14 protein-coding genes and 1 riboswitch are annotated in these 13722 nt (G+C 72.1%); of the genes, 4 read left to right on the top strand and 10 right to left on the bottom strand.

Translation table 11 applies throughout. The annotated features are described in order from the left end of the window. Nucleotides 1–4 precede the first annotated feature (4 nt). The 4 genes from QDS12_RS08575 to QDS12_RS08560 all read right to left on the bottom strand — a co-directional run bounded on the left by QDS12_RS08575 (nucleotide 5) and on the right by QDS12_RS08560 (nucleotide 4935). Complete coding sequence (locus QDS12_RS08575) at nucleotides 5–1063, bottom strand: ABC transporter ATP-binding protein (protein ID WP_279878547.1); 1059 nt, start codon at nucleotides 1061–1063, stop codon at nucleotides 5–7. Beyond that, nucleotides 1063–2661, bottom strand: coding sequence for an ABC transporter permease subunit (locus tag QDS12_RS08570; RefSeq protein WP_279878545.1), 1599 nt, complete (start codon nucleotides 2659–2661; stop codon nucleotides 1063–1065). Before QDS12_RS08570 ends, QDS12_RS08575 begins: the two co-directional genes overlap by 1 nt. Before the next feature lie 7 nt (nucleotides 2662–2668). Further along, nucleotides 2669–3754, bottom strand: coding sequence for a thiamine ABC transporter substrate-binding protein (locus QDS12_RS08565; protein WP_279878544.1), 1086 nt, complete (start codon nucleotides 3752–3754; stop codon nucleotides 2669–2671). Then, a riboswitch (TPP riboswitch) is annotated at nucleotides 3744–3850 on the bottom strand. It overlaps the preceding gene by 11 nt. Before the next feature lie 65 nt (nucleotides 3851–3915). Further along, entirely contained in the window at nucleotides 3916–4935 is a 1020-nt protein-coding gene (locus QDS12_RS08560; RefSeq protein WP_279878542.1) for a DUF4082 domain-containing protein, read from the bottom strand. 262 nt (nucleotides 4936–5197) lie between these two features. On the opposite strand from QDS12_RS08560, the gene QDS12_RS08555 reads away from it, so the two are divergent. Further along, the gene (locus tag QDS12_RS08555; RefSeq protein ID WP_279878540.1) at nucleotides 5198–5488 is read left to right on the top strand and encodes a DUF4193 domain-containing protein; all 291 of its coding nucleotides are present in this window, start codon (nucleotides 5198–5200) and stop codon (nucleotides 5486–5488) included. 9 nt (nucleotides 5489–5497) lie between these two features. Here QDS12_RS08555 and QDS12_RS08550 read toward each other — a convergent pair whose 3' ends face one another. The 3 genes from QDS12_RS08550 to QDS12_RS08540 are packed head-to-tail and all read right to left on the bottom strand — an operon-like array spanning nucleotide 5498 to nucleotide 7339. Beyond that, the gene (locus tag QDS12_RS08550) at nucleotides 5498–6556 is read right to left on the bottom strand and encodes an MBL fold metallo-hydrolase (RefSeq protein WP_279878539.1); all 1059 of its coding nucleotides are present in this window, start codon (nucleotides 6554–6556) and stop codon (nucleotides 5498–5500) included. Beyond that, nucleotides 6553–6975, bottom strand: coding sequence for a hypothetical protein (locus QDS12_RS08545; protein WP_279878537.1), 423 nt, complete (start codon nucleotides 6973–6975; stop codon nucleotides 6553–6555). The genes QDS12_RS08550 and QDS12_RS08545 overlap by 4 nt, the downstream gene beginning before the upstream one ends. Nucleotides 6976–6982: 7 nt before the next feature. After that, the gene (locus QDS12_RS08540; RefSeq protein WP_279878536.1) at nucleotides 6983–7339 is read right to left on the bottom strand and encodes a hypothetical protein; all 357 of its coding nucleotides are present in this window, start codon (nucleotides 7337–7339) and stop codon (nucleotides 6983–6985) included. A 16-nt stretch (nucleotides 7340–7355) separates the two neighbouring features. On the opposite strand from QDS12_RS08540, the gene QDS12_RS08535 reads away from it, so the two are divergent. After that, entirely contained in the window at nucleotides 7356–8129 is a 774-nt protein-coding gene (locus tag QDS12_RS08535; RefSeq protein ID WP_279878534.1) for a putative protein N(5)-glutamine methyltransferase, read from the top strand. Between the two features lie 18 nt (nucleotides 8130–8147). Here the strand turns inward: QDS12_RS08535 and QDS12_RS08530 are convergent, their stop codons facing one another. Continuing rightward, nucleotides 8148–9239 carry a PLP-dependent cysteine synthase family protein gene (locus tag QDS12_RS08530; protein ID WP_279878532.1) on the bottom strand — a complete coding sequence of 364 codons (1092 nt, stop codon included), beginning with the start codon at nucleotides 9237–9239 and terminating at the stop codon, nucleotides 8148–8150. Between the two features lie 100 nt (nucleotides 9240–9339). On the opposite strand from QDS12_RS08530, the gene QDS12_RS08525 reads away from it, so the two are divergent. Continuing rightward, nucleotides 9340–10173, top strand: a complete 834-nt coding sequence (locus tag QDS12_RS08525) for a formate/nitrite transporter family protein (RefSeq protein WP_279878530.1) — start codon at nucleotides 9340–9342, stop codon at nucleotides 10171–10173. Nucleotide 10174: 1 nt separating this feature from the next. Here QDS12_RS08525 and QDS12_RS08520 read toward each other — a convergent pair whose 3' ends face one another. Then, complete coding sequence (locus QDS12_RS08520) at nucleotides 10175–11788, bottom strand: AMP-binding protein (RefSeq protein ID WP_279878529.1); 1614 nt, start codon at nucleotides 11786–11788, stop codon at nucleotides 10175–10177. Nucleotides 11789–11948: 160 nt separating this feature from the next. Between QDS12_RS08520 and QDS12_RS08515 the strand changes: the two genes are divergently transcribed. After that, nucleotides 11949–13442 (top strand): malate:quinone oxidoreductase, encoded by a 1494-nt coding sequence (locus tag QDS12_RS08515; RefSeq protein WP_279878527.1) that lies wholly within the window; start codon nucleotides 11949–11951, stop codon nucleotides 13440–13442. Nucleotides 13443–13580: 138 nt separating this feature from the next. On the opposite strand, the gene QDS12_RS08510 is transcribed toward QDS12_RS08515, so the two are convergent. Further along, the coding region (locus QDS12_RS08510) for a sigma factor-like helix-turn-helix DNA-binding protein (protein ID WP_279880393.1) at nucleotides 13581–13722 on the bottom strand (142 nt) is incomplete at its 5' end.

Raw genomic sequence — 13722 nt, 5'->3', positions numbered from 1 at the left:
CATTCTATTCGTGGGGCAAGAGCGCGAGTCGACTGGCATCGAGGCGCAGCCTGATGCGTTCTCCGGGCCCCGGATGGCGGTCGAGCGGGGCGACGGCGTCGACGATACCGACACCCTCCGCATCGACGACCAGCCGCACGAGCTCGGGCGTCGCGCGTGCCGACACGACGATCGCGGCGAGCGGGCCGGCGTCGTCGAGGACCAGCGCGGACCGGCGTACGGCGACCCGGGCACCCGACCGCCCGGTCGCGGCGCCGTCGAGGAGCCGGCGGGCGGCGTCGCCCTCGAGCACCCGGGCGTAGCCGAGGAAGAGCGCCGTGTCGGCGTCGGCGGGCGCCGCCCAGACCTTCGCGGCCTCACCCTCCTGCACCAGCCGGCCGTCGCGGAGCACCGCGAGCCGGTCGGCGACCGTGAACGCCTCCTCCTGGTCGTGCGTGACGAGGAGCGCGGTGGTGCCTGCGTCGCGGAGGATGCGGCGCAGGTCGCCGGCCAGCCGCTCGCGCAGGCCGGCGTCGAGGGCCGAGAGCGGCTCGTCGAGCAGCAGCAGCCGCGGCTCCACCGCGAGCGCGCGAGCCAGCGCCACCCGCTGGCGCTCGCCTCCGGAGAGGGTGGCCGGCATCCGGTCGCCGTAGCCGGCGAGCCCGACGAGGTCGAGCAGCTCGGCGACCCGCGCCGCGCGCCCTGGCGTCCGGCGAAGCCGCTCCGCCCGATCGCGGCGGAGCCGCTCCGCCCGATCGCGGCGGAGCCGCTCTGCCCGATCGCGGCGGAGCCGCAGCGGGTACTCCACGTTCCGCGCCACCGAGAGGTGCTCGAAGAGCTGGCCGTCCTGGAACATGAGGGCGAAGCCCCGCTTGTGGGTCGGTACGCCGGCCAGCGACCGTCCGTCCCAGGCGATCGTGCCGCGGGCCGGCTCGAGGCCGGCGATCGCCCGCAGCAGGGTCGACTTCCCCGATCCCGACGGCCCGAGGACGGCGAGCACGTGGCCGTCGGCGAGGTCGAGCGTCACGTCGTGGACGGTCTCCTGGCCGTCGTAGGCGACGGAGACATGGGAGAGGGAGAGCATCAGAACGCCCCGATCGACGGGACGCGCAGGCGCTCGACGAGGAGCATGACGACGGCCGTGGCGGCGGCGAGGACGACCGAGGCCGCCAGCGCCATGCCGTAGTTCATCGCGCCGGGGTGGCCGATCAGCCGGAAGATCACCACCGGCACGGTGGGGCTCTCGTCGCGTGCGAGGAAGCTGGTCGCGCCGAACTCTCCGAGCGACACGGTGAACGCGAAGCCGGCGGCGGCCAGGAGCGGCTTCCAGACGACCGGGAGGTCGACGGTCAGGAACTGCCGCAGCGGCCCGGCGCCGAGCGAGGCGGCGGCCTGGCGCAGCCGGTCGTCGACACCGCCGAGCACCGGCACGAGCGTGCGCACGACCAGCGGCAGCGCGACGAGGGCCTGGGCGATCGGCACCAGCAGCGGGTTCTCCCGGAAGGACCCGAGCGTGATGAGGAACCCGAAGCCGAGCGTGACCGCGGAGACGCCGAGCGGCAGCATGAAGAACCCGTCCAGGACGCCGCGTACCCGCCGCTCGGTGCTGCCGTGGGACCGGCGGGTGACCACGACCGCGACCAGCCCGCCCAGCAGCAGCGCCATCCAGGTGGCGTCGAAGGCGGTGCGCAGACTGGTCGCCAGCGCGGTCGTCACCGGTACCAGCAGGGCGGTGCCGGGCGTACCGAGCGCGCGGTAGTTCGCCAGGCTCCAGTGGCCCTGCGCCCGCAGGCTGCCGACGAGCAAGGTCACCAGCGGTGCGGCGACGAGGGCGAGCAGCACGGCCGTCGCCACCAGCACCGGCACGTCCTGGCGCCGCGGACGACGGGGCCGGGGCACGCTGCGGCGTACGACGGCCGGCACCCGCACCCGGGCGGCGGCCGTGAGCAGGAGCGTCACGACCACCAGCTGGAGGATCGACAGTGCGGCGGCCGCCTGCAGGTCGAGGAGGTTGGTCGTGAGCAGGTAGATCTCGGTCTCGACGCTGGAGTAGCGCAGGCCGCCCATCGTCAGCACGACCCCGAAGCCGGTCGCGCAGAACAGGAACACCACCGTCGCCGCGCTGACGATCGCCGGACGCAGCGCCGGCAGCGTGACGGTGCGGAACACCGTGGCGGGGCCGGCACCGAGCGCCGCGGCGGCCTCGCCGGCGCGCGGGTCGAGCGACTCCCACGCGGCGCCGACGGTCCTGATCACCACCGCCACGTTGAAGAAGACCAGGCCCGCGACGATGCCGGCGGCGGTGCCGTCGAGGCCGAGGAAGCCGAGGGGTCCGGCCTCGCCGAGCAGCTCGCGGAACGCGACGCCGACCACCACGGTCGGGAGCACGAACGGCACGAGGAGCGCGGCTCGGACGACCCGGCTGCCCGGCCAGGACAGCCGGTGCAGGGCGTAGGCGGCCGGCAGGCCGAGCACGACGCTCAGGGCCGTCGCCGTGCCGGCCGACCAGACCGTGAACCAGAGCACGCGGTGCGTGCGCGGCCGCCCGAGCACGTCGAGGACCGGCCCGATCCCGTCGGAGAACCCGCGCGAGACCATCCCCGACACGGGCAGCACGAAGAAGACGGCCAGCACCGCCACCGGGAGGGCGGCGAGAGCGAGCAGGGCGGCCGCGCGTCTCATCGTCGACTCACTGGGAGACCAGGTCGCTCCAGGTGCGCAGCCACTCGTCGCGGTGCGCGTCGATGGCCTGCGGCGACACCGTCCAGGGGTTCGTGGGCTGGACAGCGAACTTCGCCCAGTCGGCCGGGAGCGGGGTGCCCTTCGCGACCGGGAAGACATACATCGCGTCCGGCAGCGCCGCCTGCACCTGGGGGGTCAGCAGGAAGTCGACCAGCTCCCGTGCACCCTTCGGGTTCTTCGCGCCCGTCAGCACGCCGGCGTACTCGACCTGCGTGAAGCAGGTGTCGAGCAGCGCCTTCGTCGTCGAGGTGCCACCGGCGACGGTGAACGCCGGCGAGGAGTCGTAGGACAGCACGATCGGCCGGCTCCCCTTGCCGCCGCCCTGGGTGAAGTCGACGGTGTAGGCGTCCTCCCACCCGTCGACGACCTTGGTCCCGTTGGCGAGCAGCTTCTTCCAGTACGCCTGCCACCCGGCCTGCCCGGAGCCTGTCGAGGGGTCGCCGTACTTCGCGACCGTCGCGAGCAGGAACGCGAGCCCCGGGGACGACGTGGTGGCGCCGGGGGTGACGAAGAGGTTCTTGTAGGCCGGCTTCGTCAGGTCGTCGAGCGTGGCCGGCGCTGCGACGTGGTGCGCCGCGAACCAGGTCGTGTCGACGTTGACGCACACGTTGCCGTTGTCGACCGGCGTGAGCTTCTTCCCGTCGTCACCGGGCAGGTCGAACGCGTCGGCCCCGGCGGGCAGGTCGGCCGGGGTGTAGTCGGCGAACACGCCGGCTCCGAGGGCGCGCGACGCGAAGGTGTTGTCGACCCCGAAGGCGACGTCGCCGGCCGGGTCGTCCTTGGTGAGCACCAGCTTGTTGGTGAGGGCGCCGGCGTCGCCGCTCTGGCGGATCACCAGCTTCTCGCCCGTCTTCTTCTCGAAGGCGGCCTTCAGCTCCTTGGGCAGCGTGAACGAGTCGTGGGTGACCAGCACGACCTGGCCGGACCCCTTCGTGGAGGTGTCGTCGCCGCTCCCGCTGAGCGAGCAGCCGCTCAACGTGAGCCCAGCGGCGAGAGCGGTCGTGACGGTGATGACGAGCGCGCGCGTGCGCATCGTGACTCCCTTCGCCGGTGCTAACCGGATCAGGTTCGGAGGGTCTGCGGCTGTCCCGCACTCTCAGCCCGTGGTCGGGCTCCCCTGTCTGACCTCGGAACTCTAGCGCGCAGGCGAGACTCCCCCCGTCCCGGGGGAGTCTCTCCGCCCGGGTACGCCGGTCAGCGGGTGCGGAACCTCCAGACGCCCCGCTGCAGGCCGGTCATCGCGGGCCGCTGGTCCAGGCGGCGTCCCGCGGTGTCCCGCACCCGGGTGGACACCTCGACGCGGTACCTCGTGCCGGGCCGCAGCCTCCTCCGCGGGTCCAGCACCACTCGCCGCTGCGCGGCGGCGTAGCTCAGCCGGGTCGCGACGCGCCCGTCCGGGCCCACGAGCCGCACGGTGGCGGTCGTGAGCGTGCTCGACCGCAGCGGCTCCGAGAACGTGACCTGCACGGTGGTCGTCACCTTCGCGAGCGCGTGACCGGGCTGCACCCGCACCACGCGGGGGCCGGGCGAGGTCGCGACGCCGGCGGCGGGTGGCGTCGCCCACAGCGGCGTCACCCAGTAGGTCGAGCTGCGGTAGCCGCGCACGGGGAAGGAGCCACAGATCGCGTCCTCGTAGCAGTGCACGCCGTTCGGTTCGCGGTCGGTCGAGCGCAGTGCGGTGACGGGCCCGACCGTGCGGCCGGACCGGGCGAAGTAGCCGTACCGGAAGGCGTAGCGGGTGTTGGGGCTGAAGTAGGAGGCGACGTACGTCCGGCCCGGCACGATGGTGACGGGCGCGGGGAAGGTCATGTCCTGCCACGCGTTCGCCGGACCGGGTGCGAAGGTCCCGCGCGCGAGCAGCGTGCCGGAGGAGCTCCACAGCGACGCCCGGAGCGTCGCCGTGTCGAAGCGGTAGATCCGGACGCCGGTGACCCGGAGGACCCGCGACGTCCGGAACCTGACGCCGAGCTCCAGTCCGTTGCGGGTGTCGTCGGCCACGCAGAACCCGTGCTCGTCCAGCCTCCAGCGACCGCAGTCGGCGGCCGTCTGGTGGGCCCGGAAGGAGGTCGGCCACAGCCCGGTCGTCGTGACCCGGCCCGACGCGGGGGCCGGCGCCACCACCGTGACGGCCAGTCCGGCGACGGCCAGGACCGCTGCGCTGCCGAGCGCCGCCACGAACCGGGCGACGCAGGACGTGAGCATGATCGGCCGCATGGCTCCCCCCTCGGAGTCCGGCGCGGCGTGGGAGCCGAGACCGTCCCAGTCGTGCTGTGTTGGTGGTGTGGTCGGCTCATCGAACGCCGATCGGTCGAGCCGGGTGCCGGCGGCGGCCGCGATCTCCCCTCATTGGGGGAAAGAGCAAAGCGCTCCGGTCCGGCCGAGTCACCCGCACCGTGTGAGGCGTCGACCGCGCGGCTGCGGCACGGTGGCCGACCACCACGGGATGAGCCCCGACCGGTCCGATGGGAGATACGGCATGGCCACTGACTACGACGCCCCGCGCAAGTCCGCCGAGGAGGAGCGGGACGAGAGCCTGGAGGAGCTCAAGTCGCGCCGCAAGGACAAGGACTCGGGGCGCGTCGACGAGGACGAGGTCGAGGCGGCCGAGGCGTTCGAGCTGCCGGGGGCCGACCTGTCCCACGTCGACCTCGCCATCGAGGTCAAGCCGGCCGCGGCGGACGAGTTCACCTGCCGCAGCTGCTTCCTCGTCCACCATCGCAGCCAGCTGGCGGACGCGGATCGGATGATCTGCCGTGACTGCGTGTGATTCGCCGGGCTACTCGTGCGTGAGCGCGAACAGGACACCGTCGGCCGCCTCGGTGCGACCGGCCCGGCCGCGGGCGACCAGGAGCTCGAGGTGCGCCTTGGTCTCCATCGCGGCCAGCGCCGCGTTGAACGGGTCGAGCGTGTCGAAGGCGTGGTCGTGGCGCGTCCAGGGCAGCTCACCGGCGACGTCGTACGCCGTCCTGGCACCGCTCACCAGGGCGTCGAGGCAGAGCGCGAGCCGGTGCTCGTGGTGCTCGAGCAGCTGGTCGACGCGGGCGTGGACGGACGGTGCGACCGGCCCGTGGGCGGGCAGCAGCGTGAGGTCCGGGAGAGCTCGGACCTTCGCCAGCGAGGACATGAAGTCGCGCAGCGGCTGCCGGACGGCGGCCGGCTCGAAGCCGATCGAGGGCGTGATCGTGGGCAGCACGTGGTCCCCGGCGAAGAGCAGCCCGGCGGCCTGCTCGGCGAAGACGTAGTGCCCCCGGGTGTGGCCGGGCGTGTGGATGGCGTCGAGGGTCCGCTCGCCGACCGCCACCTCGACGTCGCCGTCGAACCAGCTGTCCGGATAGCGGATCGAGCGCTCGTCGCGACCGTCGCTCGACGGGTTCTCGCCGAAGAGGCTGGCCAGGCCGGCGGCGCCGGCGGCGCGCAGCTGCCCGAGCATCGGAACCTCGTCGACCGACGTGGCGCCGAGCATCACGTCGAGCGTCGGCTTCTCGCCCAGGCCCAGCGTCACGTCCGCGCCGACCTCGGCACCGAGGGCCGCGGCGAGGGAGAAGTGGTCGCGGTGGACGTGGGTGACGAGGAACCGGCGGATGTCGGTGAAGCTGCGGCCGAGCTGGCGCAGCCCCTTCTCGAGCGCCTCGCGCCCCTCGGTGACCGCCCAGCCACCGTCGATGAGCGTCAGCCCCTGCTCGGTCTCGATGACGTAGACGTTGACCGCCTTGAGCCCGTCCATCGGCAGGGGCAGCGGGATCCGGTGGATCCCCGGAGCCACCTCGAAGGCGCCGGGTGCCGACCAGTGCTCGCCGGAGTCCGGGGAGACGGCGTAGGCCGTGGGCGTGCTCATGCTCGCTCGCTCTCTGTGTCCATGCGCGTGCGCGGGTGCGTGCGGTGCAGCCAGAACAGCCCGGCGATCGGCAGGATCGCGGGGACCCAGCCGTAGCCCTGGCCGTAGTCCGACCACACCGTCGCGTCGGAGAACCAGTCAGGCTTCACCAGCGACAGCGTGCCGACCACCATCACGCCGCCGAGCTCCACCCACAGCATTCCCCGGGCGAACGCCGGCCGGCCGTGCGCCGCCCGGCGGATGGCGAACCAGCCGGCGGCGTAGGTCAGCGCCGCGAGCAGCGACAGCACGTAGGCGAGCGGGGCGTCGGAGAACCGGGTCGCGATCTGCACGAGCGAGCGCGCACCGGCCGCCAGGACGAACAGCGCGTAGACGGCCAGCAGGACGAGATGGGGGCCGGACCTCGGCTCTGACTTCATGGGGCCATCACCGGGTCATCATGATCCTCACCGCGACGACGCCGGTCGCCAGGGCCGCCACGGCGACCACACCGGACGACCAGGGCCCCCGGTCGTCACGCACGGACAGCATCGCGATCGGGACAATGACGACGACCGCGGCGACGTACCCCAGGTGGGTGCTCAGCTCGTGTGGCCGCCCGTCGCTCAGCGCGGCGAGCGCACCGACGGCGAGTACGAAGGCCAGCACCTCGAGCATCCACGCGAGCTGGTCGAGCCAGCGCGGCCGCGGCGCGCGGAGGAAGAGCCCGACGGCGGCGGCGACCGTCACGAGCAGGGAGTAGGCGACGACGATCCACGCGATCGGGACCAGGGCGCCGGACATGGGAGCATCCTTCCCGATGTCTCTCACCGATCCGTCACCGGCCGACCCCCTGGTGGCGCGGCTGCGCGCCGCCGGCTGCGTGTTCGCCGAGGAGGAGGCGGCACTGCTGCGCGAGGCCTCCGGCGGCGCCGCCGATCGACTCGAGGCGCTGGCCGCCCGCCGTGTCGCCGGGGAGCCGCTCGAGACCATCGTCGGCTGGGCGGAGTTCGCCGGCATCCGGGTCGCCTGCGCGGCCGGTGTCTTCGTCCCGCGCCGCAGGACGGAGCTGATGGTGCGGCTGGCCGCTCACCGGCTCTCCGGGGGCGCGACGGCCCTCGACCTCGGCTGCGGGACCGGCGCCATCGGTACCGCCGTCGCGTCCCGCGTCGACGCGCTGGACGTCTGGGCCGTCGACGTCGACCCGGCCGCGGTGGACTGCGCGCGCCGCAACCTGCCGCCGGAGCGGGTGCTGCTGGGTGACCTCTACGAGCCGCTGCCACCCGACCTGCGCTTCGACGTCATCCTGGCGAACGCGCCGTACGTCCCGACCGACGAGATCGCGCTCATGCCGCCCGAGGCCCGCGACCACGAGCACCGGGTCGCCCTCGACGGCGGACCGGACGGCCTCGACGTGCAGCGGCGGGCGATCGCGGGCGCCGTCGACCGCCTCGCGCCCGGCGGCGCGATCCTCGTGGAGTCCGGACGCCCGCAGGCCGACAGCACGGCGTCGCTGATGCGGGCCGCCGGTCTGACGGCGCGGGTCGAGACCGACGACGAGATCGGCGGCACGGTCGTCCTCGGCACCCGCTGACCCGCGACTCGGCCCCGGCTACGGGACGTCGAGGACGCCGGTCCCGTCGTACGCCGCCAGCGCCCGGGTGTACGGCGCCAGGTCGATGCCCTGCGCCGCCAGCCAGTCGTCGGAGTAGTAGGTGGTGGAGTAGCGGTCCCCGCCGTCGCACAGCAGCGTGACGACGCTGCCGGCCTCGCCGGCGACCCGCATCCGGCTGATCACCTGGAGGGCGGCCCAGACGTTCGTGCCCGTGGAGGCCCCGACCGAGCGACCGAGCCGGTCGGTCACCCACCGCATCGTCGCGATGGAGGCGGCGTCGGGAACGCGGAGCATGTCGTCGACGACGCCGCCGATGAACGACGGCTCGATGCGCGGGCGGCCGATGCCCTCGATGCGCGAGCCGGGCCCGGTCGCCGTGGAGACGTCCTGCTGCCAGCCGTCGTAGAAGGCCGAGCCCTCGGGGTCGGCGACGAGCAGCCGCGTCGGGTAGCGCTGGTAGTGCAGGTAGCGGCCGATCGTCGCCGACGTTCCGCCCGTGCCGGCCGAGACGACGATCCACGCCGGCACCGGGTGCGGCTCGCGCCGCATCTGGCCGAAGATCGACTCGGCGATGTTGTTGTTGCCGCGCCAGTCGGTCGCCCGCTCGGCGTAGGTGAACTGATCCATGTAGTGGCCGCCGCAGTCGGCCGCCAGCCGGCGCGCCTCCTCGTAGACCTCACCCGCGGACTCGACGAAGTGACAGCGGCCGCCGTACCACTCGATGAGCGCGACCTTCTCCGGCGACGTCGAGCGCGGCATCACCGCGACGAACGGCAGGCCGACGAGGCGGGCGAAGTAGGCCTCCGAGACGGCCGTCGAGCCCGACGACGCCTCGACGACCGTCGACCCGGCGTGCAGCCAGCCGTTGCACAGCGCGTAGAGGAACAGCGAGCGGGCCAGCCGATGCTTGAGCGAGCCGGTCGGGTGGACCGACTCGTCCTTGAGGTAGAGCGTGATGTCGGTCCCGACCGGCGGCGCGGGCAGCGGCAGCACGTGGAGGTGCGTGTCGGCGCTGCGGTTGGCGTCGGCCTCGACCCGGCGGACCGCCTCGTCGATCCAGGCGCGATTCTCGGCGAGGGGCTGCGGCACGGGCCCAGGATAGGTGGTCCTGCGCATGCCGAACCTCGACGCCGGGTACGCGCGTCTGCGTCCGTCTCGACCAGGAACCGATCCGTCAGCGGAGGCCATCGTGTCGTTCAACGCTCCCCTCGACATCACCAGGCTGGCGATCTCCGCCGGCGAGGCGAAGGCGGCCGCCCGTCCGGGCAAGGCGCTGGTCGCGGGGTTCCTCGCCGGGGCCTACATCGCCTTCGGCGCGCTCATCGCGACGGTCACCTCGGCCGGCCTCGACCCCAAGCAGTGGGGCGGCATCACCACGCTGATCACCGGCGTGACCTTCAGCCTCGGCCTGATCCTCGTGATCATCGCGGGCGCCGACCTGCTGACCGGCAACATGATGCTGGTCCCGCTGGCCGTCCTCGCGAAGCGCGTGACGGCCGGCGGGATGCTGATGAACTGGTTCTGGGTCACGATCGGCAACCTCGTCGGCTCGCTCTTCGTGGCCTGGGTGCTCGGCGACCTGACCGGCATCTTCGCCAGCGGGACGATCTCGCACGACCGGCTGGAGGCGATCGCCACCGGCAAGGGCATCGACGAGACGCACTCGCAGCAGTTCTTCCGGGCGATCGGCTGCAACTGGCTGGTCTGCCTCGCCGTCTGGATCGCCCTGGCCGCCACCAGCGTCGGTGGCAAGATCCTCGCGATCGTCCCGCCGATCGCCGCGTTCGTGGCGCTCGGCTTCGACCACGTGGTGGCGAACATGTTCTTCCTGCCGGCGGCGATGATGGTCGGTGCCGGTGACCTCACGCTGAGCGAGACGGTGCTCAACCTGGTCTTCGCGTTCCTCGGGAACGCGATCGGGGCCGCGGTCTTCGTCGCCGGCGCGTACTTCTACCTCTACGGCGACGCCGCGCGGGAGACGGCCGCGACCCCGCCACCGGCCGGCGAGCGGATCAGGGACTGACTCACAGTCCCAGCAGGCCGACGCTGCGCTCGCGCATCTCCACCTTGCGGATCTTGCCGGTCACCGTCATCGGGAACTCCTCGACGACCAGAACGTAGCGCGGGATCTTGTAGTGCGCGAGCCGGCCCTCGGCGTACGCCCTGACCGCGGCGGCGTCGAGCGGCGCGGCGCCGGCCTTCATCCGCACCCAGGCGCACAGCTCCTCGCCGTACTTCTCATCGGGTACGCCGACCACTTGGACGTCCTCGATGTCGGGATGCGTGTAGAGGAACTCCTCGATCTCGCGCGGGTAGATGTTCTCGCCACCGCGGATGACCATGTCCTTGATCCGGCCGACGACGTTGCAGTAGCCGTCCTCGCGCATGACCGCGAGGTCACCCGTGTGCATCCAGCCGTCGTCGTCGATCGCCTCGGCGGTCTTCGCGGGCTCGTCCCAGTAGCCCAGCATCACCGAGTAGCCGCGGGTGCAGAACTCCCCCGGCTCACCGCGCGGCACCGTCGCCCCGGTCGACGGGTCGACGATCTTGATCTCGACGTGCGGGGCGGCGCGTCCGATCGTCTCCGTGCGGTGGTCGAGGTCGTCGTCGACCCGGGTCTGGCACGAGACCGGCGAGGTCTCGGTCATGCCGTAGGCGATGGAGACCTCGTTCATGTGCATCTCGTTGACGCAGCGCTTCATCACCTCGACCGGGCAGATCGAGCCGGCCATGATCCCGGTGCGCAGCGTGGTCAGGTCGTAGTCGGTGAAGTCCGGCAGGTTCTGCTCGGCGATGAACATCGTCGGGACGCCGTAGACCGCCGTGCACCGCTCGTCCTGCACCGCCGTCAGCGTCGCGACGGGGTCGAACCCGGGACCGGGGATCACCATCGTGGCGCCGTGGGTGGTGCAGCCGAGGTTGGCCATCACCATGCCGAAGCAGTGGTAGAAGGGCACCGGGATGCAGAGCCGGTCCTCGGCGGTGAAGCCGACCGTCTCGGTCACGAAGTAGCCGTTGTTGAGGATGTTGCGGTGCGACAGCGTGGCGCCCTTGGGGAAGCCGGTCGTGCCCGACGTGTACTGGATGTTGATCGGGTCGAACGGGTCGAGCGTCGCCATCCGCTCGGCCACGGCGCAGGGCGGCAGCTCGCGGCCCTGGTCGTGGAGCGCCCGCCAGCCGTCGGTGTCGATGTAGACGACCCGCTCGAGCGCCGGACACTGGTCGGCGGTCTCGCGGATCATCGCGCGGTAGTCGCTGCTCTTGAAGCTGCTCGCCGCCATCAGCAGCCGCATGCCGCTCTGGTTGGCGACGTAGGCGAACTCGTGGGTGCGGTAGGCAGGGTTGACGTTGACCAGGATCGCCCCGATCTTCGCCGTGGCGTACTGCACGATCGTCCACTCGGCGCAGTTCGGCGCCCAGATCCCGACCCGGTCGCCCTTCTCGATGCCGGACGCGAGCAGGCCCCGGGCGGTCCAGTTCACCGCGTCGTCCAGCTGCTTCCACGTCCAGCGGCGTCCCGAGCCGACCTCGACGAGCGCCTCGCGGTCGGCGTACGCCCTGGCGGTGCGCTCGAAGTTCGCTCCGACGGTCTCCTCGAGCAGGGGAATGTCGGTCTCCCCAGCGGCATACGACTCCATGGAGCATCTTTACCACCTCTGTGTCCTGGGTCACAGGGGCGCGTGGGGGTTCGATCACCCCGGGCGAAGGGGCGGGGGTCGCTATGACCTCTGCCACAAAACCGGGCGAACCGCCGGACCCGATTTGGCGCGCGGGACGGCTATGCCCGATACATGAAGGGTGGAGTCACCCATCGACGCAGTTCTCATTGGTGGCGGCATCATGAGCGCCACCCTCGGCACGCTTCTCCAGGAGCTCGAGCCGGGGTGGAACATCAAGGTGATCGAGCGGCTCGACTCGCTGTCCCAGGAGAGCTCAGGCCCCTGGAACAACGCAGGCACCGGCCACTCGGCCCTGTGCGAGCTCAACTACACGCCGCTGAAGGACGACGGCACCGTCGACATCTCGAAGGCCGTTCAGGTGAACGAGCAGTTCCAGGTGTCCCGCCAGCTGTGGTCGTTCCTCGTCGAGAGCGGCCGCATCCCGGACCCGTCGGCGTTCATCAACCCGATCCCGCACATGAGCTTCGTGTGGGGCGCGGACAACGTCGACTACCTGCGCAAGCGCTACGACGCCCTCTCGGCGCACCCGCTCTTCGAGGGCATGCGGTTCAGCGACGACCCCGAGGTCATCCGGGAGTGGGCGCCCACGCTGATCGAGGGCCGCGACCTGTCCACGCCGGTCGCCGCGACGTTCACCGACGCGGGCTCTGACGTCGACTTCGGCCGCCTCACGGAGATCCTCAGCGACTCGCTCGTCGAGCGGGGGGCCCACCTCGAGCTCGGCTCCGAAGTGCGGAAGGTCAAGCGCACCGACGACGGGCTCTGGGAGATCGCCGGCCGTCGCGTCGGCACCGGCGAGCGCTTCTCCTACACCGCTCGCTTCGTCTTCGTCGGCGCCGGCGGCTTCGCGCTGCGCCTGCTCCAGGGCTCCAAGATCCCGGAGATCAAGGGCTTCGGCGGCTTCCCGGTCTCGGGTGAGTTCCTGCGCACCACCAAGCCGGAGCTCGTCGCCAAGCACCAGGCGAAGGTCTACGGCAAGGCCGCGGTCGGCGCCCCGCCGATGTCGGTGCCGCACCTCGACACCCGCTTCGTCGACGGCTCGCAGGCGCTGATGTTCGGCCCGTACGCCGGCTGGAGCCCGCGCTTCCTGAAGTTCGGCTCGTTCTTCGACCTGTTCGCCTCGATCCGGCTCCACAACCTGCTGCCGATGCTCAAGGCCGGTCTGACCAACATCGGCCTGACGATCTATCTCATCCAGCAGCTGATCGCCCGCCCGAAGACCAAGTTCAAGGACCTCGTCGACTTCTTCCCGGAGGCCGACCCGCAGGACTGGGAGAAGATCACGGCTGGCCAGCGGGTGCAGGTCATCAGGCCCACCGGCGTCCTCCAGTTCGGCACGGAGGTGATCACCGCGTCCGACGGCTCGATCGCCGGCCTCCTCGGCGCCTCGCCGGGCGCCTCGACCGCGGCGCCGATCATGCTGCAGCTTCTCGAGCGCTGCTTCGCCGACCGCTGGGACGCCTGGCAGCCCACGCTGCAGCAGCTCGTCCCGAGCTTCGGCGCCTCGCTCTCCGAGGACCCCGAGGCCGCCCGCGAGACGCTCACCCGTACGGCGCGCGCGCTGCAGCTGGCGGTTCCTGCCGAGGAGCCCTCGCAGGCACGCTCCGCCTGATCTTCCTGCGTCCCGAGCAGCCTCGGCACCACGTGAACGAGGGCCCGTCACCGGATCGGTGACGGGCCCTCGTTGCTTCCAAGGAGTGTCCACGGCGTCGCGACGGCGTGCGCCCGGGCGGCGACGTGCGGGGGGAGGTCAGGCGGCGACCGGCTTGCCCTCCGGGGCGATGGTCTCGCGGAGCTTGGCGAGGATGCCGCCGAGCAGGCGGGAGACCTGCATCTGGGTCACGCCGATGCGGTCACCGATCTCGGCCTGGGTGAGGTCCTCGACGAAACGA

The organism is Nocardioides sp. CER19 (assembly GCF_029846275.1).
Classification (GTDB): Bacteria; Actinomycetota; Actinomycetes; order Propionibacteriales; family Nocardioidaceae; genus Nocardioides.
This window is presented reverse-complemented; position numbering and strand designations above follow the sequence as displayed.